This is a genomic window from Pseudomonas lactucae (assembly GCF_016937615.1).
GTDB lineage: Bacteria > Pseudomonadota > Gammaproteobacteria > Pseudomonadales > Pseudomonadaceae > Aquipseudomonas > Aquipseudomonas lactucae.
In genome coordinates, this window is record NZ_JAFHKI010000051.1 from 1 (window position 1) to 24,273 (window position 24,273).

A 24,273-nucleotide genomic window follows, 5' to 3' on the forward strand; every position below is an offset into this window, starting at 1 on the left:
GACTGCGCAGCAGTCCCATTCTTGGGGCCGCTTCGCTGCCCAACGGGAGCAAGCTCCCTCGCCACAGGTTACTTTTTGCCTTTTTAACTCTTAACTGACTGGCATTAGGGCAAGCACCCTCCCACATCGGCTGCGGTCAACGTTTACGCAGGATCACGCTACCGATCGAATAGCCGGCGCCAAACGAGCTGAGTACCGCCACGGCGCCCTTGGGCAAGTCATCCTGATAGGTGTGAAACGCAATCACCGAACCCGCCGAGCTGGTGTTGGCGTAAGTGTCGAGGATCACCGGCGCTTCTTCCACTGTCGCTTCGCGGCCCAGCAGTTTCTTCACGATCAGGTGGTTCATGCTCAGGTTGGCCTGGTGCAGCCAGAAGCGTTTCACATCGGCCACCTCCAGCTGGTTTTCCGCCAGGTGCACGCCGATCAGTTCGGCCACCATTGGGCACACATCGCGGAAGACTTTGCGGCCTTCCTGCACGAACAGTTTGTCCGGCGCGCCGATGCCTTCTTCCGCCGCGCGGTTGAGGAAGCCGAAATTGTTGCGGATGGTATTGGAGAACTTGGTCAGCAGCTTGGTGCTCACCACGTCGAACTGATGCTCGGAGGTTGCCAGGTCGGCGCGTTCGAGCACGACCGCCGTGGCCGCGTCACCGAAGATGAAGTGACTGTCGCGGTCGCGGAAGTTCAGGTGGCCGGTGCAGACCTCGGGGTTGACCATCAAGATCGCCCGCGCCTGGCCCAGCCGGATGCTGTTGGCGGCGTTCTGGATACCGAAGGTGGCCGAGGAGCACGCCACGTTCATGTCAAAACCAAACCCTTCGATGCCCAGGGCTTCCTGGACTTCGATGGCGATGGCCGGGTAAGCGCGCTGCAGGTTGGAGCAGGCGACGATCACGCCGTCGATGTCGGCGGCGGTCTTGCCGGCGCGCTGCAGGGCTTGTTCGGCGGCGCCGACAGCCATCTGGCAGAGTACCGACCACTCGTCATTGCTGCGCTCGGGCAGGCGCGGGGTCATGCGCTGCGGGTCGAGAATACCGTCCTTGTCCATCACAAAGCGGCTCTTGATGCCCGACGCTTTCTCGATAAAAGCTGCGCTGGACTCGGTGAGCGCCTGCACGTCACCGCGCTCGATGGCGGCCGCGTTGTCTTGGTTGAACTGTTGCGCATAGGTATTGAAAGACTGCACCAGCTCTTCGTTGGAGATGCTGTTGGCAGGGGTGTACAGGCCAGTGCCGCTGATGACGACGTTATGCACGGTCGTTCCTCTAGATCTGTCAGGCAGATAATATTGGTACCGTCGTACCAAACTGTAAGTAGTCCGATTCCGCGCTGCGGACATCAAACTGGCATTGCTTTATTCCATCGCGCCGCAGCCTTTTGCGACGATCCCGGTATTTATAGCGGCGAAGTTTGCCACAAACCCAGGGATTTGGCGCCCTCTCGCAGATTTGCCCATTTTAATGTGGGAGGGGCGGTGCGACGATTCGACTTGCTCCCGATAGTGGTCAGTCACTGAATCTGTACCTGACATACCGCTATCGGGAGCAAGCTCCCTCCCACATTGGACCGGTTCCGGGCGCAGAAACGGGTCAAGCTTCAGGGCTCTACCTGGCCCCACTGCTTGCTCAAGCGCTTGTCGGAGATCGGTACCTTGGTGCCCAACTGCTGGCCAAACAATGACACCCGATATTCCTCCAGCCACCAGCGGTAGAGTTCCAACTGAGGGTCGCGCTTGCCTTCCTGGGCATGCTTGTTCAGGCGGTTCTGGTACTGCGCCCATAATCCGCTGAGTTCGCCGCTCCACACCCGGTCTTTTTGCACCTGGCCTGGCAGTTTTTCCAGGCGCAGTTCGATGGCCTTGAGGTAACGCGGCAGTTCCTTGAACCACTGCGCCGGGGTTTCGCGCACAAACCCTGGGTACACCAGGTTGCTCAATTGTTGCTTGATATCGTTGAGCGCCACGGCCTGGGCCAGGTCGATCTTGCCTTTGAAGCGCTTTTGCAGGCCGTGCCAGAGTTTCAGCACCTCCAGGGTCAGGCGCGCCAGGCGTTCGGCATGCTCGGTCCAACTGCCACGCTTGCGTTCGGCCAAGGCGGCCAGGCCCGCGCCATCACGCGGCAGGCTGGTTTCGCCTTCCAGCACGCAGGTGTCGAGGCTGGCCAGCAGAATGTCTTCCACCAGTGCGTCGATACGCCCCAACTCGCGGTACATCAGGCCCAACTCAGTGAGGCCGGGCAATTTGCCACGCAGGAACTTGGCCGGCTCCGCCAATTGCTGCATCAGCAGGCGTTGCAAGGCACGGCGATGCTGAAACTCGGCCTCGGCGGCAGTAGAGAAACGCCCTTCCTTGACCGTACCGTTTTCTTCCACCAGCGCCGGATACACCGTCATCGACAGACCGGCGATGTTCTGCTGGGTCTTCTCGGCCACTGCCGCGAACACTTTGGCTTCCACCGGCTGCTGGCTTTTCGCGGTTTGCGGCACGGCCAACGCGGCTTGGCTGGCTTCGGCGAAACGCGCGGTCAGCTCAGCCAGGTCGCGGCCTTCGCCAAGGAACTTGCCTTGGGCGTCGACCACTTCCAGGTTCATCTTCAGATGGTTTTCCACCTGCTGCGCCGCTTCGGCCCAGGCCTCATCGCTGACCCGCGCGCCCGTCATGCGCAGCAATTCGCGGCCCAGCGCCTGGGGCAGCGAGCCTTGGGCGAATTCGATGCGTTGCAGCGCGGCCTTGATGAAGTCCGGCACCGGCACGAAGTTCTTGCGCAGCGCCTTGGGCAGGTTACGCACCAGCGCGATGCACTTGGCTTCGATCAACCCCGGCACCAGCCACTCCAGGCGCTCCGGCGGCAGGGCCGGCAGCAACGGCGCCGGTACGCGCAGGGTCACGCCATCACGCGGATGATTGGGCTCGAAATGGTAGCTGAGCGCCAGGGCCAGGTCGCCCAGGTGCAGGGTGTCCGGGTAATGCGCGGCGGTGACTTCACTGGCTTCGCGGGCCAGCACGTCTTCCTCGCGCATGATCAGCAGCTGCGGGTCTTTCTGGCTGTTGACCTTATACCAACTGTCGAAGGTCGCGGTCTGGTGGATCTCCGCCGGCAAGCGCGCATCGTAGAAGGCGTACAGGGTTTCTTCGTCGGCCAGGATGTCGCGGCGGCGCGCCTTGGCTTCCAGTTCGTCGAGCTGTTCCAGCAATTGCTGGTTGGCCGTGAGGCACCTGGCCCGCGATTGGATTTCGCCGCGCACCAGCCCTTCGCGGATAAACAGCTCACGAGACACCACCGGGTCAATCGGCCCGTAATGCACCGGCCGGCGCCCCACCACGATCAGCCCGAACAGGGTGATCTGCTCAAAGGCGACCACTTGGCCGCGCTTTTTTTCCCAATGCGGTTCGAAGTGGTTTTTCTTGATCAGGTGCCCGGCCAGCGGTTCGATCCAGTCGGCATCGATCTTGGCCACCATGCGCGCATACAGCTTGGTGGTCTCCACCAGCTCGGCGGTCATCAGCCATTGCGGGCGTTTTTTGCCGATACCGGATGACGGGTGAATCCAGAAACGCCGTTGACGCGCGCCGAGGTAATCGCCGTCTTCGGTCTTCTGGCCGATCTGGCTGAGCAGGCCCACCAGCACCGCCTTGTGCAGTTTCGGGTAATCCGCCGGTTCTTTATTGAGGGTCAACTGCATGTCACGACAGATCAGGCTCAACTGGCGATGGGAGTCGCGCCACTCGCGCAGGCGCAAGTAGTTGAGGAAATTCTTGCGACACCAATTGCGCAGCGGGCTCGCGGTCAATGCCTGGCGCTGTTCTTCAAAGCCGCGCCACAAGTTGACCAGCCCGGCGAAATCCGAATCCGGGTCCTTCCACTGGGCGTGGGCCTGGTCGGCGGCCTGCTGACGCTCCGGCGGCCGCTCGCGTGGGTCCTGGATCGACATGGCGCTGGCGACGATCAGTACTTCCTGCAAACTGCCGAGCTTGGCGGCTTCGAGCAGCATGCGGCCCATGCGCGGGTCCACGGGCAGGCGCGCCAGTTGGCGGCCCAACGGCGTGAGCTGGCTGTTGCGGTCGACCGCCGACAGCTCTTGCAGCAGGTTGAAACCGTCGCTGATGGCCTTGCCGTCCGGCGGTTCGATAAACGGGAAATCGGTGATCTCGCCCAGGCGCAGGTGCAGCATCTGCAGGATCACGGCTGCGAGGTTGGTGCGCAGGATCTCCGGGTCGGTAAATTCCGGGCGACCGATAAAGTCCTCTTCGCTGTACAAGCGGATACAGATGCCCGGCTCGACCCGGCCGCAACGGCCTTTACGCTGGTTGGCGCTGGCCTGGGAAATCGCCTCGATCGGCAGGCGCTGCACCTTGGCGCGGTAGCTGTAGCGGCTGATGCGCGCGGTGCCGCTGTCGATCACATAGCGAATGCCCGGCACGGTCAGCGAGGTTTCCGCGACGTTGGTCGCCAGCACCACACGGCGGCCCGGGTGGGACTGGAAAATCCGCTGCTGCTCGGCCGGTGACAGACGCGCGTACAGCGGCAAAATCTCGGTGTGCTTGAGCTGGGCCTTGCGCAGCATCTCGGCGGCGTCGCGGATCTCGCGCTCGCCCGGCAAAAACACCAGCACATCACCGGGGCTGCGTCGTTCACTGCGCTCATAGGCGGCGATTTCGTCGAGGGTGGCGAGGATCGCCTGGTCAACAGTCAAGTCGTCTTCGACGCGGTTGCCCTCCTCGTCCTGCTCCAGGGTCAGCGGGCGGTACCAGGTGTCCACCGGGAAGGTGCGGCCAGAGACCTCGACAATCGGCGCATCGTCAAAGTGCTTTGAAAAGCGCTCAAGATCGATGGTCGCCGAGGTGATGATGACTTTCAGGTCCGGACGCCGTGGCAGCAGGGTCTTCAGATAGCCCAGCAGGAAGTCGATGTTCAGGCTGCGTTCGTGGGCTTCGTCGACGATGATCGTGTCGTAGCGTTCCAGGTACCGGTCGTTCTGGGTTTCCGCCAGCAGGATGCCGTCGGTCATCAGCTTGATCAGGGTGTTGGAATCGCTCTGGTCTTCGAAGCGCACTTGATAGCCGACCAGCGCACCGAGCGGTGTGGCCAACTCTTCGGCCACGCGGCTGGCGACGCTGCGCGCGGCGATTCGACGTGGCTGGGTGTGACCGATCAGGCCGAACTGGCCGCGGCCGATCTCCAGGCAGATTTTCGGCAACTGGGTGGTTTTACCCGAGCCGGTTTCGCCGGCAATGATCAGCACCTGATGCTTTTGCAGCGCCGCTTTGATCTCGTCGCGCTTGGCCGCAATCGGCAGGCTGTCGTCGTAACGGATCACGGGCAGGCTCGCGCGCCGCGCCGTGACCTGAGCGCAGGACGCCTGCATGCGTGTCACCCACTGCGCCAGCTTCTCCTCGTCGGGTTTCTTGCGCAGCTCAAGCAACTGCCGGCGCAAGCGCTGGCGGTCGGCGAGCATGGCGTGATCGAGGTTTTTGAGCAGTTGGTCGATAGTGGGTGCTTGGTCAGTCATCAGGTACTTTGAAGGTCAGCTGTTTATGCACGGCCGGCAAGTGTGGCAGAAAAGCAGTGGCTAGCGTCAAGCTTCAAGGAAGAGCAACACTGCTTTTACATCTTGACGCTTATCGCTGCTCTTTCCTGCGATACGGGAACACGTCGATCACCTTGCCGGCGCGAATCGCGTCTTGCAGGCTCTTCCAGTAATCGGCGTTGTACAACTCGCCATGCAACTCGTCGAACAGCTTGCGCTGGCCGGCATCGGCAAACAGGAACGGCGGGAATTCTTCCGGGAACACGTCCAGCGGGCCAATGGAGTACCAGGGTTCGGAGGCCATTTCGTCCTCCGGAGTACGCGGCGCGGGGATATGGCGGAAGTTGGCTTCGGTGAGAAAACAGATCTCGTCGTAGTCGTAGAACACCACGCGGCCATGGCGGGTGACGCCGAAGTTCTTGAGCAGCATGTCGCCGGGGAAGATATTCGCCGCCGCCAGTTGCTTGATTGCCAGGCCGTAGTCTTCCAGGGCTTCGCGCACCTGCGCGGGGTTGGCGTTGTCGAGGTAGAGGTTGAGTGGGGTCATGCGCCGCTCCGTCCAGCAGTGGCGAATCAGCACGGTGTCGCCCTCCACTTCGACCGTGCCGGCGGCGACTTCCAGCAACTCGGCCAGGCACTCGGGCTCGAACTTGCTCAAGGGAAAACGGAAATCGGCGAACTCCTGGGTGTCGGCCATGCGCCCCACGCGGTCGACGCTTTTGACCAGGCGGTACTTCTCGATCACCGTGGCGCGGTTGACGTTTTTCGACGGTGAGAAACGGTCCTTGATGATCTTGAACACGGTGTTGAAGCCCGGCAGGGTAAACACGCTCATGACCATGCCGCGCACGCCGGGGGCCATGATGAATTGATCGTCGGTGGTCGCCAGGTGGTTGATCAGCGCACGGTAGAACTCCGACTTGCCGTGCTTGTAAAAGCCGATGGAGGTATACAGCTCGGCGATGTGCTTGCCCGGCAGGATGCGTTTGAGAAAGCCGATGAATTCGGCCGGCACCGGCACGTCGACCATGAAATAGGAACGGGTGAACGAGAAGATGATCGACACCTCGGCTTCGTCGGTGATCAACGCATCGATCTGGATGCCCTGCCCTTCGCGGTGCAGCAGCGGGATCACCAGGGGCCATTGTTCGTCGCGGGTGTAGATGCGTCCTACGAGGTAGGCGCCCTTGTTGCGGTACAGCACCGAGGCAAACAGCTCGACCTTGAGGTCCGGGTCCTTGCAGACCCAGTCCGGCAGGTTCTCGCGCAGTTGCGCTTCGAGGCGCTGCAGGTCGGCGCTCAAATCGGCATAGGGCTCGCTGAAACTGAAGTCTGCAAAGATCTGCGCCAGCACGCCTGGGATATTGCCGGCCGGCGCATACGTGCGGGTCTGCGCCGCCCGCGCCCGGCGCAGGCTAGGCCGGGTGGTGTGGATGAACATGCAGCCGTCGCTGATCAGGTCGTGGCTGAACAGGCCGCAGAAGATCGAGTTGTACCAGGTCTCGGACAGCTCATCGTCAAAGCGCAGGTCGATCAGGCCGATGTAGGCGCTTTTCACCAGCGGCCAGGCGTCGATGTCCAGCAACAGCGCGACATCGACGCCGGCGCGCAGGCGCGTGGTCACCTCAAGGACTTTCTCCTCATACAGGTTGATACGCGCCGCCGATGCCGCCTGCCCCTGCTGCCACTGAGCCTTCTCGAAACGCTCGCGGGCGCCGTCGGTGATCTGGCGGAAGTGCTCACGGTAATCGTCGAAACCATCGAGGATCATCCGGGCGATGGCGAGGGCGGACTGCGGCATGCGGGAAACCTCGAACGGGCATCGGGAAGTCCTGAGCTTAGCCAGTACCGGTGGGCAGGAGAAGGGCGATTTTTCGTGGCGTCTTTTACACCATCGCGCAGTCCTTACATTTATTTTCAATTTTGATAAGTCGACCAAGCGGTCAATAAATGCGCGCGCCAGTCGCCTCGGCGTTTGCCTGCACGCCTCTGAACGCTTGGCCTGGCCGGTTAAACACAGGCAACCACTGGCTCGGTCGAACCCCCTGCCCCGCGCGCACTTTGGATCCAACTAAGGGAAACCCTGATTACCACATTAATGGCACTTTGATATACAGCGCGCCCTCTCCCGCCCTGACAAGGTCAAAAGACCGACCCGGGAGCAGGTTCTAATCGCACAAGGAGCATTGAGATGTCATTCAGGAATATGCGGATCGGCCTGCGCGCCAGTCTGAGTTTTGCAGTGTTGGCCAGTCTGCTGGTGATGGTGGGGATGTTTGCCCTGGGCCAGATGGCCAAGCTGCGCGAAAGTGCGCTGATCATTGAAAAGAACTGGATGCCAAGCATCGAGAACATCCACGACAGCGCAGCCCTGGTGGCCACGGTGCGTCTGGAGTCCCTGCGCATGGTGAGCACCGACGAATCGCGGGTGCGTGACACCAGCCGAGGCCTGATCACCCGCACCGGCAGCGAACTGCAAGCCTTGCTTGACCGGCATGAAGCCTTGCTGAGCAACGACGAAGAACGCCAACTGCTGAAAACCCTCAAGAGCCATGTGGCGACCTACCTCGCCATCGTCGGCCAGATGACCGCGCTGGTGGACAAAGACCAGCAACAGGACGCCCTCGACCTGCTCGTCAGCCGCCTTGCCCCCCAAGGGACGGTCCTCAGCCAGAGCCTCGAAGGCCTGATCGCCTTCAATCAGAACGGCGTCGAAACCGCCGCGGATTCCGCCGCGCAGACGTACGCAAACGCGCAGTGGATCGTCGGCCTGATCATCGCTGTCGCACTGCTCGCCACCTTGCTGCTGGCTTGGCTGTTGACCCGCAGTATCACCGCGCCCATCGGCCAGGCCCTGAGCGTGGCGCGCACCATCGCCGCCGGTGACTTGAGCCAGCCGATCAAGGTGCAGGGCAACGACGAACCGGCCCAACTGCTCGGCGCCCTGGCCAGCATGCAAGCGCAGTTGCAGAGCACCATCAGGGGCATCAGCGAATCCGCGCAGCAACTGGCCTCGGCCGCCGAAGAGATGAGCTCGGTGATGGACCAGAGCACCCGTGGCCTTCAAGCGCAGAACGATGAAATCGAACAGGCCGCCACCGCCGTCAACCAAATGAGCGCCGCCGTGGACGAGGTGGCAGGCAATGCCGTGTCCAGCGCCGAAGCGTCCCAGGCCTCGGACGAAGACAGCAAGCACGGCCACTACCAGATCAGCGAAACCATCAGCTCGATCCAGAACCTGGTGGACGAAGTGCTCGGCGCCTCGAACAAGGCCGAAGGCCTGGCGGTAAAGGCACAGGACATCAGCAAGGTGCTGGAAGTGATCCGCGGCATCGCAGGGCAAACCAACCTGCTGGCCCTCAACGCCGCGATTGAAGCCGCCCGCGCAGGCGAAGCCGGACGCGGCTTTGCTGTGGTCGCCGATGAGGTGCGCTCGCTCGCCCAGCGCACCCAGGACTCCACCGAAGAAATCGAGCAGATGATCAGCGCCATCCAGCAAGGCACCCAGGACACCGTCGACGCCCTCAACAGCAGCGCCGAACACGCCGGCCAGACCCTGCAACGCGCCAACGGCGCCGGCAACGCCCTGGAGAAGATCACCGCCGCCATCTCGCAGATCAGCCAGCGCAACCTGGTCATCGCCAGCGCCGCCGAACAACAGGCACTGGTGGCCCGCGAAGTCGACCGCAGCCTGGTGAACATCCGCGACCTGTCCACCCAGACCGCCGCCGGCGCCACCCAAACCTGCGCCGCCAGCCAGGAACTGTCACGCCTGGCGGTCGACCTCAACGGCCTGGTGACGCGGTTCATCGTGTAAACAGTGATTGTGTCGAGCAGGCCACTGGGCAACACTCGCGACCTTATTGACACAGGACTATTCCGTGAGAGCTGTCGACACCCTGTACCTGTTGGGCCTGGCGGCCATCTGGGGCGCAAGTTTCCTGTTCATGCGCATCATCGCGCCAGAGATCGGCAGCGTGCCGACCGCGTTTTTCCGCGTGTCCATCGCCGCCGCCGGGTTGCTGGCGATGTTGGCGGTGATGCGCGTGAAATGGGATTTCCAAGGCAAATTCAAGACCGTCCTGTTGCTGGGCGTGATCAACTCCGGCATCCCCGCGACGATGTACTCCGTGGCCGCCCAGGTCCTGCCGGCCGGCTACTCGGCGATCTTCAACGCCACCACACCGCTGATGGGCGTATTGATCGGCGGGCTGTTCTTCAGCGAACGCCTCACCCCCTCGAAAGTCGCCGGCGTATTCCTGGGCCTGCTCGGCGTCGGCGTACTGACCCGCGCCGGGCCAGTGGCGTTTGACCTGGAATTGTTGATGGGCGCACTCGCCTGTTTGCTGGCAACCACCTGCTATGGCTTTGCCGGATTCCTGGCGCGACGTTGGCTGGACCAGCGTGGCGGGTTGGACAGCCGGCTGTCGGCGCTGGGCAGCATGCTCGGCGCAACGCTGTTTCTGCTGCCGCTCTTCGCCTACAGCGCCATCAGCCACCCGCCCGCGAGTTGGGGCGGGTGGCAGGTGTGGACGTCGTTACTGGGGTTGGGGTTGGTGTGTACGGCGCTGGCGTACGTGCTGTACTTCCGGCTGCTGACCGCAATCGGACCAGTGAAGTCGATGACCACGACGTTTTTGATCCCGCCGTTTGGGGTGTTGTGGGGGGCATTGTTGTTGGGGGAGCCGTTGTCGATGGCGCATGTGTATGGCGGGGTGTTGATTGGGGGGGCGTTGGGGTTGGTGTTGGGGGTGAGACGTCTGACCAAGATGCAGTCATAAAAGATCAACGTCGTCCGGCTCCACAGCATGAGTTTCCTGATGCTTGGATAAAAACTGCGCGGCGCAGAGGCGAGCTCGGATCCGCCCTGCGCGCTCACCCCATAGTGGCTGAGCAACACGTCCCTAAAGCCATTACTGAAATGCTGGTATGAGTTTAGACAACTGCCCCCCTACGCCGAGATTGGCATAGAGCGGGCAATCAATTCGTTGGGAAAATGGCGCGATGTCCGTCCCAGTCCGAACGCCCTTCTTTCACTTGTAATTGAGCGTCCGGCTTGCTGTAGACAACAACCCCCAGCGATTTGGAGCGCTCGAAGCCATTCAGAGAAATCGGGATGGCGCATGTGAGTACATCGCCCCCCGTACAAAACTTCGCCAACGCAAAATCACCAACATTTTCTGCGATATTTTGCTTGTCATCATTCAAGTGAACCGCAAATGAGAGACCGCTTTCCTTACCGGGAACAACCTTCATCACTGCCAGCTTATGCTTGTCCGATGAGTCGGTGGAATCGAAACGCAGATCTGAAATCGTGGTGCCATCGACAAACACAACGCTCTTTGACACCGCTGGGCTTACCGTAGCCGTCGAGGTGTAAATCACACCAGCTACTACAGCCGCGATGACCACGGCGGAGATAATCCAAAATTTGCTCATGCTTAATTCATATCCAATTCAATTAAAATGCAAAAAATTCGGTCGACGAGTAATGCACAACTAAAGGGCATCACGGCATGGTCATAGGATGATTGCCGTCAGTGGCACTGCTCGACAACCTGATCGCGCACACTGGAACTGGCATAGCAAGAAATGAAAACGATAGACAGCCAAGTGACGAACGCATCCCCTTTCCTCTAGTTTAACGACCCGTCGAACCGCTTCAAGCCGTCTATACCCGCTACGATATCAAGCCGGGCGACGCCTGATGTCAAAGTAACACTCTGGCGTCGGACAGACCTTAGCTGAAGAATATCCCTCGAAGGTGCAACCACTTGTCGGATGATCAGTGAATGCTCAATGCAGATGAAACTGCGAGCCCGCTCAGAGATGAAAGCGCCGGCTCGGGGGAGGCTAATTCTGCCCCAAACAACGGTTTTTTATCGATGAGACTCACAACACAGCACCATCGCGCGTTGCTATGGTCCCATGCTACCTACGAAAGATTAAGCTTTCTCATACGGAAAATTATCGCTAGTCCCATAATGCCAACGAAGCTAAACTCTGCGCTTTGCCGACATTGGCACCCTTTTTTACATAATCGAGCAAGCGTTTGAATGAGTCATGCGAACCGGAACCCGATAATCACCATGAATGTCAAGGCTTTAATGCGCAGGGCCAAATCCCTAAGTGAGTCCCAGACAGAAAACATGGACATATTGGGTGATGGTCAACACGAATCTAAAATTGATCGTATTCATCAATGCGTTCTAAATTTACATCAGGCTAGAACCAACTAATGGAAATGCATACCGCTCAACCACTCTCTCCCTGGCAGATGCTAAAAAGTGGCTTCCTGCACCGTCAGTTGATATTCCAACTGACCCAAAGGGAAATTTCTTCCCGTTATCGTGGCTCGGTCATGGGTGTGGCATGGTCATTTATAAATCCGCTCCTCTTACTCACTATTTATACATTCGTATTTTCTACAGTATTTAAAGCACGCTGGGGAGCTGGCCTCGGCTCAGAATCAAAGGTAGATTTTGCACTCATCCTGTTCGCAGGACTGATCATTCATGGGTTCTGCGCAGAGTGCATCAACTCCGCCCCCAAGTTGATTTTGAGCAACGTTAACTACGTAAAAAAAGTGGTATTCCCAATTGAAGTGCTCAGCATGACTTCGATACTCAATGCCTTATTCCATTTCGCTGTCAGCCTTAGCGTCTTACTGGCAACCCAGTTATTCTTTAACCATACGATCCCACTAACGGCATTGTATTTTCCAATTATCATTATGCCGCTTGTATTTATGATGATGGGTATTTCATGGTTACTGGCCGCGCTGGGAACTTATATAAGAGATATCGGACAAATCACTGGCATGGCCGTTACAGCACTGCTCTTTTTATCGCCGGTATTCTATCCAATATCGGCACTTCCAGAACAGTATCAGGGCTGGCTCTATCTGAACCCGCTAACGGCCGTGATTGAAAACGCGCGCGCCACGTTGCTCTTTGGACAACTTCCAGACTGGGGCAGTCTCGGCATAGGCTTCGGTATCGGAGTTATCACCTGTGCCTTAGGTTATGCCTTTTTCCAAAAAACTCGTGCAGGTTTCGCCGATGTACTCTAACGAAGTGGCTATCAGTGTCAGTGGCCTGTCCAAGCGTTTCAACATGTATGAAAAAGCTCAGGACCGCCTGCTGCAAATGTTTCTCCCCACGTTGAAAAAGCACAAAGAGTTTTGGGCGCTTAACGATATAAATTTCGAAATCGCGCGTGGCGAATCAGTCGGCATCATCGGTAAAAATGGCTCGGGCAAGTCGACGCTCTTGCAAATTATTTGTGGCACATTGTCCCCCACCTCCGGCACTGTAAACGTAAACGGAAGGATTGCCGCACTACTGGAATTGGGGTCGGGTTTCAATCCCGACTTTAGTGGTCGTGAAAACGTCTACCTCAATTGTGCCATTCACGGCCTGAATCGAAGCCAGACCGATGAGTTAATGGATGACATACTTTCGTTCGCTGATATCGGCACATTTATCGATCAACCCGTTAAAACCTATTCCAGCGGCATGTTCGTCAGGCTTGCGTTTTCCGTACAAGCCAATCTAAAACCGGACATCTTAATTGTTGATGAAGCGCTCGCCGTCGGTGACGCCCTGTTTCAGAAGCGCTGCTACGAACGTATCGAAATGCTGACCAGTAGTGGTACGACATTACTGTTCGTCTCCCATGACGAAGAGTCGGTACGGACACTCACCCAACGTGCAATTTTCCTGTCCAACGGCAGAATCCAGAGTGTCGGCCCCTCGGCAGAAGTCATTTTAGATTACCGTCGAGACTTGCATGAGCAAGAGAGCGCGTACCTGGCCCACTTGACAAATGTCGTTTCCAATAAAACTCAGACGGGAGCGTCAGTTAAAAGCAAAGCGCCGGACAAGTTTTCGTTCGGTAATTTTGACGCCGAAGTCATCTCTGTAAAAGTCCTCGACACGGACGGAACAGAGAAACAAGTGTTCTACCCCACCGAAACCGCAATATTGCGCGTGGAGTGTGTCAGCCATACTGACCTGAGCAACCTCAACGTCGGAATTCGGTTGCGAAACAAAGAAGGCGTAAAAATTTATTCCTGGGGAACGCTGAACCAAGACATGGCCATCGATGCAAAGATCTGTGATGGCGATTATTTCTGGAACAAACAGTTTGCTGCTGGAGAGGTATTTACTGTTGACTTCGAGTTTGTCTGCAGCCTCGGTGTAAATCTTTATGAAGTTCAGGCCGCGATCTCGCACGAAGGTAAACCTTACTACGCGGAGCAGCGCATCATCCATTGGCGTGACGAGGCGGCTTTTTTCTCCATAGCGACGAAACCTCGTGAATATCATTTCGGCGGAGTCATGGACCTTCGCATGAAAGCCATTTCTATAAAGGGTTGAACAGATGACTTTTAATGCCGCTGATGTTACTGAATGCGCTTCGACCTACACCCCGACTTTCATGCCTAACGATGAAATAGCAAAGATTGCTGAACAATTGCTTGGGAGTTGCGGAAACGGCGCGATCTTACATATAGGCCCTTCAGACCTGCCCCTGATGCAGTATTTTTTGGCCAGCGGCGTTCAAGTCACCAATTTGGGAATGGACCCAGCCCAAACTGAGTACTGCAAGCAGCGGATTAGCGGACGCTTTCTACAACTCGAGGGCGAAGACCTTCCTTTCACCGACGGCCAATTTATCACCGTCTTAGTCACTGCGCTTCCGCAACAAGGTACGCTTGCTGCGCATTTCGTAGATGAGATTATTCGCGTCTCAAGCGCTAACATATTTTTGTATTTGGACCACCCGGAACCCTCTCAAGCTTCAGCGTTCAGGAAGTACTGCGAAGCCCAGTTTTTTCAGGCTGGCGCGCGTAAGCATGCAGCTTATTACAGGGTGAACGATTACCAGGCCCTTCAAAAAGAACAAGGAAAAGTCGCTATTCCGCTGGAGAAAATTCCAGTCGAAGCGGCGCAAAAGTATCCCCTCGCCGCGCTTGTGGAAGAGCGTGACCTGCACATGGACATGACCCGTGAACCGGGTAGTCGCTCCGACGCTCATATCATTCGGTATGTATTGGCCAGCCGGTATATTCGGCCGGGGGATCGAGTGCTGGATGCCGCGTGCGGCCTGGGTTACGGCTCTTACCTTTTACGCAAGTGTTCCGATGCCAGTAGCGTGCTGGGTATTGATGGAAGCGAATACGCGATTGAATACGCCAAGCTGAATTTTGCAGCCCAGTCCACGCAGTTGCGCTTCAACGAAGGATGGCTGCCCGAAGCGCTGTTTGACATCCCTGACAACTCGATTGATCTGATCACCTCCTTTGAAACGCTGGAGCATGTGCAAGACCCGAAATCGCTGATGGCCGAGTTCTATCGGGTACTGACGCCTGCCGGGCGTATCGTGTTATCTGTACCTAACGATTGGTCCGACGAGACAGGGGAAGATCCAAACCCCTTCCATTTCCATGTCTATACGTGGAACAAAATCCTTGAGGAAACGCAGCAGCACTTTCTTGTCGAATCAGCGTTCGGGCAAACCGCAGATCAATACAAGAAAAACAATCAATGGGCGGTCGGAACACGCCAACTTTTTCAAACCAGCGTCGACACACTCGCCAGTGATGATCCGGAATGCGAATGGTGCTTGCTGGTCGGGATGAAAACACCGATAGAAGGCGCTCATGTGCCGTATGAGGAAACCACGTATGACCAGTATCCGGATAACCCAGACTGGCATGTAACGCGATTTGAAGACTACGACAACCCCTGGTTGGTTAAAGGCATGGTCACCATCGGCCATCGAATTACTAATGCCCGACTGCTTAACACCATCAGCACCCAGGTCGCACTGAGTGCAACGACCACGACTCCGGACTTGGGCGCTGCGCTGTGTGTATCGGGCTATCAAATATATTCCTGCGGAGAAAGCGGATGGTCTGACATTGAGCTTTTCGAAGAACAATGTCTGCCTTATTTACAAGCCTCCTCGTCGACACCTCAACAAATGAGATGGCAGGTTTCCCTGTGCTATCTGATTGCGCAGCTCTGGCAAAAATTTGGTGAAACTGAAAAAGCTGTTTCATATTATTTAGCCTGCGCTGCATTCAACTGCGCCGACTATAGCCCTACACTTATTACCAAGCAAATCCATGCCTATCTGAATCTCGGCCTGATAGAGTCCGGCCGATCTAACACTCAGGTTGCGGTAGGTTATTGGCGGCAAGGCCTGAATTGCGCTGAAGCGGCGTTAAAACTCGACTGGAAAACGGCCTATGGGTCGCTTGATAACCCGAGTGACTTCGGTTTGTATGAACTTGGCGCTATCGTTGAGTATGCTACCGCCTGTGCTTACGCATTGCGTTACGCAGACAACGCAGAGCATAAGACCCCGCAGTGGTGGCACCAACTGCAACGTGATCGGATCTCGCAATTACGACAGCTTGAGAAGATGCGCATCGAAATTGATCGACTCAACAAGCTCCTAGTCAATAAAGATATTATATTGAGCGAAGTATCCGAAACGGCGAAGCGTGAAGTCAATGAAATTTACAGCCACACAATTGAAAAGGACCAAGCGCTCAACCAGACCGGTCAAGAACTTCATAGACTGAACTTACTGATTGATGCAAAAAACAATCTATTGAATGAGATTGGTCAAAAACTTAGTCATCTAGACAATGTTATTGTTGAAAAAGATGTGCGGCTGAATGAGGTAGGCGAACAGATCGCCACTCTGAGCTCCACAACACACCAAAAAGAATCCCTGCTTAACGATCTCGGTGTTGAGATCAGCCGCCTAAACATGCTTTTGATTGAAAAAGACGCCTACCTTCGAGAGCTGGGGTCTGAGGTAAGCCGTCTTCAAACCACGATTGCGGAAAAAGACTCACGCCTCAGTGAAATAGGGCAAGAGCTTTTCAGCACTAACGTGGCTCATGAACAAAAAGATTTTCAACTAAGCGAAAAAGGACATGAGATAGATCGGCTCAATCGTATAATTTTAGAAAAAGACTCATTGCTCGCCAACACACACCAGAAAAGTCTCGAGGCCAACTTGCAACTCCTTCAAAATGACTCTCAGCTTACTAAGCTGGACATGGAAGTTAACCGTCTTAACGCCACTATTAGCGAAAAGGATGATGTCATTAATTCACTGAAGGAGCAGTTAGAAAGGACTGTGGTGCAGCTATCAGAAGAACAGAAGAGCTGGACTCATGCAATAGAGCAAGAAAAATCTCGCTTTAACCAATTAAGCCAAACCCGACTCCTGCGCTGGCGGGACGCTATTGCAGCACGCCCGGTATCAATGCGCGGCATTGCTAAAATTATTTATTTGAGCGGCAGCCTGATCATGCCGTCCGCATTAAGAAATCGTCTACGCGTCACCTTGCGTCCTATTATCCAAAGTTTTCGTGCCAACAATGCAAACTTAGCTGTCGGTACGGCGCCTGAATCCGGCTATTTAGTAAAACAACCCAAAAAAATCGCCAGTACTCGGCCAGTTGTCGTACATGTAATCGCCAACTTCATGACTGGGGGCTCATCGCGACTAGTAGTCGATATTTACGAGTACCTTGGCGGTCAATACGATCAGAGGATCGTGACCAGCTTCGCACCTCAACCCCCAGCTTATATTGGAATACCTGTTGAAGAGGTTCGCTTCCCTAATGACGAAGCTCCGTTCGTAAAGCTATTTGAAGAGATTCGCCCTGACTTTATCCACATGCACTATTGGGGTGATTGTGACGAGCCTTGGTACGCCAAGTCGATACAGGCCGCAGAAACCTTGAACATTCCGGTTATTCAAAATATCAATACTCCGGTGATGCCGTATTACTCGGAGGCTATCAAACGCTACGTATATGTTAGCGACTATGTAAGGCGTGTATTTGGTAAAGACCAGTCTGAACATGTGACAGTTTATCCGGGTTCGGATTTCGCCATGTTTCAATCACGGAATAATCGCAAGCCTAAAGAAGACTGCATTGGGATGGTTTACCGCCTTGAAGGGGATAAACTCAATGCCGAGTCCATTATGCCTTTCATCCTGGCGGTCCAGAAAAAACCGTCAACCAAGGTGTTGATCGTGGGAGGTGGCAGTTTGATGGAGCCTTTCATGAAGGCTACCGAAGAGGCGGGTGTTGCTGAAAACTTTGAGTTCACTGGTTATGTATCTTATGACGCTCTGCCCGCCATCTATGAACGCATGAAGATTTTTGTGGCGCCTGTCTGGAAAGAGAGTTTCGGCCAAGTCAGCCCGTTTGCGATGAATATGCGCGTGCCGGTGGTAGGCTTCGATATTGGTGCGATAGGAGAAATCGTCGAAGACGCTTCTCTGCTTGCACCGCCCGGAAACTCCGAGGCACTGGCTAATATCATTGTATCTTTGCTTGAAGACACTCCGCGTCGCCTAAAAATCGCTGAACTCCATAGAAAAAGGGCCCAGAATAATTTTTCAATTCAGGCAATGATTAAGGGTTATCAGAACATTTACAGCGACATCATGGTTGAAAAGAAAAAATGAAAATCGTCTTTTTTGTACATTGTTTCTTCCCTGACCACTTCTATGGGACAGAAACCTACACCTTGGAGCTGGCGAAGAATTACGCCGCTTGGGGCCATGACGTGACTGTCGTCAGTGCGATTTTTCAGGGTGAGCCCGCAACAGAAAACCTCCTCTCTCATTTCGAATATGAGGGCATTAAGGTTATCTGCGTGGACAAAAATAAGGTACCGCACAGTCGTATCAAAGAGACGTACTATCAACCAGAAATGCGCGAGATACTCAAATCACTGCTGTCTGAATTGAAGCCGGATGTGGTGCATGTCACTCATTTGATTAATCATACCTCCGTGCTGCTGGAAGCCACCTCAGCGCTGGGCATTCCTACTTATGCCACCTTCACCGACTTCTTTGGTTTTTGCCTTAACAATAAATTGGAAGCTGCGGATGGTGCGCTTTGCGCAGGGCCATCCCCGAGTCGGTCCAATTGTGTAGCGTGCTATATCAAGGAAGCGCTCGCGGCAAAGTCGGTGGGTGGATGGGTTATGCCAAGTCGGCAACGGCTGCAAAAGTCATCGCAACCTCGGCGACGTTCCTGCGAAAAATGCCAGGGCTAAAGAACGGTGAAATAGATGGCACGATTGAGGACATCGCTCGACGTCCCGACACGCTTATTTCCCTCTATAACCAGGGCTATAAGGGGGCCGTTGCGCCGACGGCCTTTCTGAAAAAAGCTTATCTGGCCAACGACGTGAAAGTGCCCATGCACGCGCTCTGGTTTGGTATTGATATTGATCGCACCGCAAAACCCGCTCGCGCGGCCGGACACATCCCGACCATCGGCTTCATTGGCCAGATCGCCCCCCATAAGGGTACCGACCTGCTGATTGATGCATTCCAAAGGCTGCCAAAAAATGCAGCACGCCTTAAGATCTATGGCCCAGCAGATCAGGATCCCGGCTATATGGCTGACCTTAGGGCTAAGGCAACCGGCGGCGATATCGAATTTCTGGGCACCTTTGACAAAGGTGATATGGTCAAAATCCTCAGGGATCTCGATCTTCTCGTGGTACCTTCGAAGTGGTATGAAAACAGCCCATTGGTGCTGCTCAATGCGTTGGCGACACATACCCCGGTGCTCGTTTCCGACGTACAGGGTATGACAGAGTTTCTCGAACCCGGGGTCAATGGTCAGGCGTTTGCGAGAGGAAGCGCTGACGACTTGTATAGAAAGCTATCCAGCTTGGTGTTGGCGCCTTCGACCCTTTATGGTATGGCTGCCACTACACACTACGATCGGACCCCAGAAATGATGGCAAGGGAAACATTTGCCATGTATGGCGCCTGATTACTAAGCCGATGATTGCCATCTATCCAGTAAACGGATGATGGCAATTCGTTGCACAACATGATGTATGGTGCTAGGCAGTATGTTCTTCCTTTTGTTTATCCAGCATTCAAGGCACGTAGCGCAAATGCCGACTCCCTCTGAGGCCGTATGAGCAGCTCACTCTTGCCCTATCGCGCCCCACGCATATTGCTTTGCGTGCATCAGTTCTTCCCGACGTTCGGTGCCGGAACCGAAGTGCTCGTTCTCTCCACCGCGAAAGCGATGCTCAGCATCGGTTATGACGTGCGCATAGTTACAGGCGCCCTGCGAGAGGGGCAAGGCTATTCGAGCGACACCTATGAATATCAAGGGCTTATAGTACATCGGATCTGGACGCCGTACAGGCAGGGACAATTCACCACCGAGACCGTCTTGGAGGAGTATTACAATCAAAGTTTGGTTCCGGAATTTGAGGCTATTCTCGACTCATTCGTACCGGACCTGGTCCATTTTTTTCATTTCAAAAATCTAACGTTATCCTGTTTGAAATCCTGTTTGCAGCGCAAAGTTCCCACAGTATTCACGCCCACGGACTATTGGCTGGCGTGCAGAACTTGCCAACTTTTGAAACCTTGGGGCTCATCTGAATGTCTGGGCCCGGGACCGCGCGCGGAAAACTGCCTAAAACACCTGTTAATAAACACCAATAAGCGATTCGTAGTAACGCTGGCAAAAAAAACACCATCACTACTCATATCTTTAATTTTCCGGCTTTTTTCTCATCTGCCGATTACTAAGCTAACCCGATATCGAAGAGTTTTTATCGATTTAAAAAATCGAAATTCTGCCATTACAAGTTATCTGTCGAAAATAGATCTTATTCTGCCACCCACGCAGTCGCTTGAATCGTTATTACTTGCCAACAACATTCCTAGGGCAAAGATACAAGCACTCCGCTATGCAATTGAGGCGCCTGTCACAACGCGTGATTTAATCGCCAGAGAACACTTCAGATCTCAAGATTTCACCATTGGTTTCATTGGCACATTGGTTGCTCATAAGGGCTGTCACGTCTTGCTTGACGCAATCAAAGCGATCAATAACAGAAATGTAGTTGTGAGAATATACGGTAACACGGAACACTATCCAGACTACGTTGCGTCTTTAAAGGCCCTGAGTGCAGGAGACCAGCGCATTCAGTTCGCCGGCACTTTCGCGCATGATCTGATTGGCGACGTGATGGCCGAGCTGGACACGCTTGTTATTCCGTCAATTTGGCGAGAAAACGCTCCTTTAGTATTACTGAATGCCGTGGCAAGCGGTACTCCTGTGATAGCCAGCGATGTCACAGGTATTACGGAATATTTGAGTACCGAAGACAACGTCGAGCTATTTCCTGCCGGTGACAGCCAGGCATTGGCCCATATACTTGAAAGCAGGATTAATTCCATCACTGAAATCAATGGCTCGCATCGGACGCCAAGGATTGCAGGCTCCCCCTTAAAAATGTACGCCAAGGCCTTGGACGAGGCGTATATCAGGCTGATGAAAAGGCCGTACGAAAAAAAGGAGAACGTATGAAATATGTAATTTTTGGTGGTGGCGGGTTCATCGGGTCCACTATTGCAGATCAACTTTTAAAAGAAGGGCACAGCCTCCGTATTTTCGAACGCCCGCGAGTGGAGCCTTATCGAGCATTTACAGAAGACGAATCGGTTGAGTGGATCACTGGCGACTTTCAGAGCAAGCACAACCTTCATAGCGCAATGGAAGGCACAGACGGGATACTTCATCTAGTATCAACGACCCTTCCCAAATCCTCCAATGAAGATACCATTTACGATATCCAAACCAACGTTGTCAGCACACTAAACATGCTGGATTCAATGGTTGAGCTAAATATCAAGAAAATTGTGTTTATTTCCTCAGGGGGTACCGTGTACGGCCGCCCACATCAGATGCCAATTCCCGAAACCCACCCTACAGAGCCGGAAGTTTCTTACGGCATCAGTAAGCTGACAATCGAAAAATATCTGTACCTGTACAGCCAGCTGCATGGAATCCAACCTATTACTCTGCGCGTTGCAAATCCCTATGGAGAACGTCAACGTATTGAGACCGCTCAGGGTGCGGTCGCCGCCTTTATTAACCGGGCCGTTGCCAATAAACCCATTGAAATATGGGGTGATGGTAGTGTTACCCGCGACTATATTTATATAAAAGACCTTGCCGACGCGTTTATCAAAGCATTGGCCTATAATGGAAAACATCAAGTTTTCAACCTTGGATCAGGCTCCGGTACATCGCTGAATGAGCTTGTCAATACTATTGAAAAGATCATCAACAAGCCCATAGAGCGCACTTACAAACCGGGGCGCCCATTCGATGTCCCGATTAATGTTTTAGATTGCAGCCTCGCGGAACGGGAACTGGGCTGGGCTGCCCAGCGCAATTTGGAAGACGGCCTCACCAGTACCATTGAATGGTATATGAACCAAATGGATCATAAACCGAAGACCGATGAAAGCGACTGACTAACGCTCCCGTAAATCTTAGGGTTTCGGGACACGCTTGAGTCACAGCGCTTTGGGTTCCGCAAGACCTAACCGGATTGATGCGACGCGCTGGATGTCGGTGAGGGTTTCAGGGCGGGTCATCTTCTGCCATTCAAACACTGCCGGGAGCTGAGCGCCCATTTGAACTGGCGCACGAATTCCTCCAGGTGGTTCTGTACGACGCGGTAGAGCGTCACCAGGTCGCCGTTGATGTCGTTAAGAACTTCAACAGGCGCAGCCTGGGGACGCATGTTGATATAAAAGGAAAAAACGCCATTTTACGTCATGTTTGAAACACGCATTACGGCCTATAAAAATCAATAACTTAGCGTTGTATATTCCTACAGTGGTCATCCCTTTCCGGCGTTCTGCCGACCAGACACCAAGCCACCTAAAGCACGTCAACTGCAGACAATGCCCATCCTGACTAAATCATCACACACTCAAGCCTCCAGTGCCTGCGGCAAGCCTTCATCAAACCCGAGCCATCTGATACGATCGACAGTCTGACAAAGGAAACTACCTTTCTTAATGGAATATCCGTGAAAGCTGCGATAAAAAAATCAAGATTTGCACTAGCGTTCCTAGTTATGCTAATGGCATTCCAGTTCAACCTATTCAAAACAACATCTGACTTTCAGTTCAAGACTTGGCGAGATGGGTCTGAGGCATTAGTTCTTGGCAAAATATTTGCTGATGCCAACGGCATCGACACCGGCCATAGCAATTTGGGTTTCATTGAGCGCGGGGAACCCATTAAAGGGCCCAATGTTCTTGCTGTGTATAAACGAATCGATACTCCAACTGGAATAGAGACAGCCAGGATTTCAGATGACTATTGGACAAACGGATTCAGCAACTCAGCCAATAAGCTTTTGATCAAAATAGCGGATGTTAATTCAATCGGATATGCAAATAACGAAGTTAGAGCAGGTCAACACATAACATTCCCTGGCGAGCGAGTCAGGGCCATAAACAGCGTCGAGAGATCAGGACCTTATGATGTAGTTTCTTATAGAGGGGATTTTATTAACCCAAACAGCATCAAAAGTGATGAAACCATAAAACTTGGCGATCAGATTGAGTTTAGCTTTAACCAATATCCGCAACAGTTCGGCATTCAGGCTCTCGCACTTTCCTTCGCCTACAAATACTTTCCTCTTGTTGATTCAGTTTCTTCGCTCCAATTCTTGATGTCCGCCATGATGGCCTTGGCATTGACATTGATGATTCGCGAGATAGGGCTAACCATATCAACTACTTTTGCTGCGGTATTTTTTGTTTGCATGGTCGGTTCGCCATGGGTGGTAGCGATTTCCAGAAACTTATACTGGGCTTCTTTCCTTTGGTTCCTGCCGACCGTAATGGCGATGTATGCCTATCGGTGCCCTCCCAGCTCGCGCGCGCGCCTAGTGGCTATTACGCTGTATGGGGCATTGATCTTCCTGAAGTCTCTGGCTGGGTATGAGTATACTTCATCAATCGTACTGATGTCGCTCATGGTGTTTATGATCGACCCGTTCAGAGCAAGCCCGATATTAGGACTGAAAAAAGCAATTCGAATGACGGTGACTATGGGAGGGGTGGCAGTAGCTGGCTTTCTGATCGCCATACTAGTGCATGCTATAAACCGCGCCGACACCCTAGCTGAAGGGATTAGCCAGACGCTGGGAAGGGATGCGTTGAAATACAGTGCGCTCGGTCGGCTAAATGGAGTGGTGGTCAGTGGACCAGACATTCCCCTGTCATTTTTAATCAGCGAATACGTAAACGAGTGGAAAACTCCAGTATTGTTCTGGCTCGAGGGAAGCAATGTTTTCAGTACGCTTCTGCTACTTACCGGATTATCACTCGTCGCACAGTTTTATATCCGTGACGCGAATGCTCGCCGGGATGCGGCGCTGGTGTTGGTGACTCTGCTTGCCCCACTCAGCTGGTTCATTCTGATGCAAAAGCACTCGGCAATACACGTCCACCTGAACTACGTACTTTGGTACTTTGGGTTTATACCTGCATGCATGTTTGTAATTGTCAGGGGCTACCTACTGATAGCTTGCAATTTAAAAGAGTTGAGGCGGACTACTTAATCAAGAAAAAATAAACCGCCCTATCATCTCCCAAGCGAATCATACGCCTGTTCGCACGTTACTCCGCGGGCACGGCTTTGGTCAGCAAATCCAGCCAAGTCGCCCGCTCGCTGATCAGCGCGCTTGAGCACGTCGGAAAGCACCATGACGGCGCGGGTAGCTGCCGCGCTTGCGGCGGCAGTGCAGGAATTGCCGCTGGCTTGACTGGCTGCGATGCGATGCGACCGGCAACGCCATCGGCTGCGCTGTGCAACCGGTCAGACTCGCGATTAGCAGCAGTGAC

Annotated in this window: 15 protein-coding genes and 1 pseudogene; 10 read left to right on the forward strand and 6 right to left on the reverse strand. The window is 54.5% G+C overall.

Annotation, left to right across the window (positions count from 1 at the left end; genetic code table 11):
• Window positions 1–136 precede the first annotated feature (136 nt).
• From JWR98_RS09910 to aceK, 3 genes are all read right to left on the reverse strand, one after another.
• Entirely contained in the window at window positions 137–1,258 is a 1,122-nt protein-coding gene (locus JWR98_RS09910) for a beta-ketoacyl-ACP synthase III (RefSeq protein WP_078734186.1), read from the reverse strand.
• Between the two features lie 341 nt (window positions 1,259–1,599).
• Window positions 1,600–5,511, reverse strand: a complete 3,912-nt coding sequence (gene hrpA, locus JWR98_RS09915; protein WP_078734187.1) for an ATP-dependent RNA helicase HrpA — start codon at window positions 5,509–5,511, stop codon at window positions 1,600–1,602.
• 109 nt (window positions 5,512–5,620) lie between these two features.
• A complete protein-coding gene (gene aceK / locus JWR98_RS09920; RefSeq protein ID WP_205489888.1) occupies window positions 5,621–7,330 on the reverse strand; it encodes a bifunctional isocitrate dehydrogenase kinase/phosphatase in 1,710 nt (569 codons plus the stop codon).
• Between the two features lie 462 nt (window positions 7,331–7,792).
• On the opposite strand from aceK, the gene JWR98_RS09925 reads away from it, so the two are divergent.
• Both JWR98_RS09925 and JWR98_RS09930 read left to right on the forward strand, forming a co-directional pair.
• The gene (locus JWR98_RS09925; protein WP_425273177.1) at window positions 7,793–9,346 is read left to right on the forward strand and encodes a methyl-accepting chemotaxis protein; all 1,554 of its coding nucleotides are present in this window, start codon (window positions 7,793–7,795) and stop codon (window positions 9,344–9,346) included.
• Between the two features lie 64 nt (window positions 9,347–9,410).
• Window positions 9,411–10,310 (forward strand): EamA family transporter, encoded by a 900-nt coding sequence (locus tag JWR98_RS09930; protein WP_205489892.1) that lies wholly within the window; start codon window positions 9,411–9,413, stop codon window positions 10,308–10,310.
• 199 nt (window positions 10,311–10,509) lie between these two features.
• Here the strand turns inward: JWR98_RS09930 and JWR98_RS09935 are convergent, their stop codons facing one another.
• Window positions 10,510–10,968 (reverse strand): hypothetical protein, encoded by a 459-nt coding sequence (locus JWR98_RS09935; protein WP_205489894.1) that lies wholly within the window; start codon window positions 10,966–10,968, stop codon window positions 10,510–10,512.
• A 799-nt stretch (window positions 10,969–11,767) separates the two neighbouring features.
• Here JWR98_RS09935 and JWR98_RS09940 point away from each other — a divergent pair.
• From JWR98_RS09940 to JWR98_RS09970, 7 genes are all read left to right on the forward strand, one after another.
• Window positions 11,768–12,601, forward strand: a complete 834-nt coding sequence (locus JWR98_RS09940) for an ABC transporter permease (protein ID WP_205489895.1) — start codon at window positions 11,768–11,770, stop codon at window positions 12,599–12,601.
• Window positions 12,591–13,910, forward strand: a complete 1,320-nt coding sequence (locus tag JWR98_RS09945) for an ABC transporter ATP-binding protein (protein ID WP_205489897.1) — start codon at window positions 12,591–12,593, stop codon at window positions 13,908–13,910. The genes JWR98_RS09940 and JWR98_RS09945 overlap by 11 nt, the downstream gene beginning before the upstream one ends.
• A 4-nt stretch (window positions 13,911–13,914) precedes the next feature.
• On the forward strand, window positions 13,915–18,039 hold the full coding sequence (locus JWR98_RS09950; protein WP_205489899.1) for a methyltransferase domain-containing protein: 4,125 nt from the start codon (window positions 13,915–13,917) through the stop codon (window positions 18,037–18,039).
• On the forward strand, window positions 18,036–18,635 hold the full coding sequence (locus JWR98_RS09955; RefSeq protein WP_205489901.1) for a glycosyltransferase: 600 nt from the start codon (window positions 18,036–18,038) through the stop codon (window positions 18,633–18,635). The genes JWR98_RS09950 and JWR98_RS09955 overlap by 4 nt, the downstream gene beginning before the upstream one ends.
• Window positions 18,557–19,366 (forward strand): glycosyltransferase, encoded by an 810-nt coding sequence (locus tag JWR98_RS09960; protein WP_205489903.1) that lies wholly within the window; start codon window positions 18,557–18,559, stop codon window positions 19,364–19,366. Before JWR98_RS09955 ends, JWR98_RS09960 begins: the two co-directional genes overlap by 79 nt.
• 150 nt (window positions 19,367–19,516) lie before the next feature.
• Window positions 19,517–20,929, forward strand: coding sequence for a glycosyltransferase (locus JWR98_RS09965; protein WP_205489905.1), 1,413 nt, complete (start codon window positions 19,517–19,519; stop codon window positions 20,927–20,929).
• Window positions 20,926–21,882 carry an NAD-dependent epimerase/dehydratase family protein gene (locus JWR98_RS09970; protein WP_205489907.1) on the forward strand — a complete coding sequence of 319 codons (957 nt, stop codon included), beginning with the start codon at window positions 20,926–20,928 and terminating at the stop codon, window positions 21,880–21,882. Before JWR98_RS09965 ends, JWR98_RS09970 begins: the two co-directional genes overlap by 4 nt.
• A gap of 81 nt (window positions 21,883–21,963) precedes the next feature.
• Here the strand turns inward: JWR98_RS09970 and JWR98_RS09975 are convergent.
• Window positions 21,964–22,154, reverse strand: a pseudogene (locus JWR98_RS09975) (DNA adenine methylase); the annotation flags it as partial.
• A 291-nt stretch (window positions 22,155–22,445) separates the two neighbouring features.
• Between JWR98_RS09975 and JWR98_RS09980 the strand changes: the two are divergent.
• On the forward strand, window positions 22,446–23,990 hold the full coding sequence (locus JWR98_RS09980; RefSeq protein ID WP_205489909.1) for a hypothetical protein: 1,545 nt from the start codon (window positions 22,446–22,448) through the stop codon (window positions 23,988–23,990).
• A gap of 23 nt (window positions 23,991–24,013) precedes the next feature.
• Here the strand turns inward: JWR98_RS09980 and JWR98_RS09985 are convergent, their stop codons facing one another.
• Complete coding sequence (locus tag JWR98_RS09985; protein WP_205489932.1) at window positions 24,014–24,205, reverse strand: DUF2514 family protein; 192 nt, start codon at window positions 24,203–24,205, stop codon at window positions 24,014–24,016.
• Between the last annotated feature and the right edge of the window lie 68 nt (window positions 24,206–24,273).

Excerpts from the sequence above, each read along its gene's own strand:
- JWR98_RS09945 (WP_205489897.1), top strand. The coding sequence starts at position 12,591 with ATGTACTCTAACGAAGTGGCTATCAGTGTCAGTGGCCTGTCCAAGCGT.
- JWR98_RS09950 (WP_205489899.1), top strand. The coding sequence starts at position 13,915 with ATGACTTTTAATGCCGCTGATGTTACTGAATGCGCTTCGACCTACACC.
- hrpA (WP_078734187.1), bottom strand. The coding sequence starts at position 5,511 with ATGACTGACCAAGCACCCACTATCGACCAACTGCTCAAAAACCTCGAT.
- JWR98_RS09960 (WP_205489903.1), top strand. The coding sequence starts at position 18,557 with ATGGGTTATGCCAAGTCGGCAACGGCTGCAAAAGTCATCGCAACCTCG.
- JWR98_RS09970 (WP_205489907.1), top strand. The coding sequence starts at position 20,926 with ATGAAATATGTAATTTTTGGTGGTGGCGGGTTCATCGGGTCCACTATT.
- JWR98_RS09940 (WP_205489895.1), top strand. The coding sequence starts at position 11,768 with ATGGAAATGCATACCGCTCAACCACTCTCTCCCTGGCAGATGCTAAAA.
- JWR98_RS09955 (WP_205489901.1), top strand. The coding sequence starts at position 18,036 with ATGAAAATCGTCTTTTTTGTACATTGTTTCTTCCCTGACCACTTCTAT.
- JWR98_RS09925 (WP_425273177.1), top strand. The coding sequence starts at position 7,793 with ATGGTGGGGATGTTTGCCCTGGGCCAGATGGCCAAGCTGCGCGAAAGT.
- aceK (WP_205489888.1), bottom strand. The coding sequence starts at position 7,330 with ATGCCGCAGTCCGCCCTCGCCATCGCCCGGATGATCCTCGATGGTTTC.
- JWR98_RS09965 (WP_205489905.1), top strand. The coding sequence starts at position 19,517 with ATGAGCAGCTCACTCTTGCCCTATCGCGCCCCACGCATATTGCTTTGC.
- JWR98_RS09935 (WP_205489894.1), bottom strand. The coding sequence starts at position 10,968 with ATGAGCAAATTTTGGATTATCTCCGCCGTGGTCATCGCGGCTGTAGTA.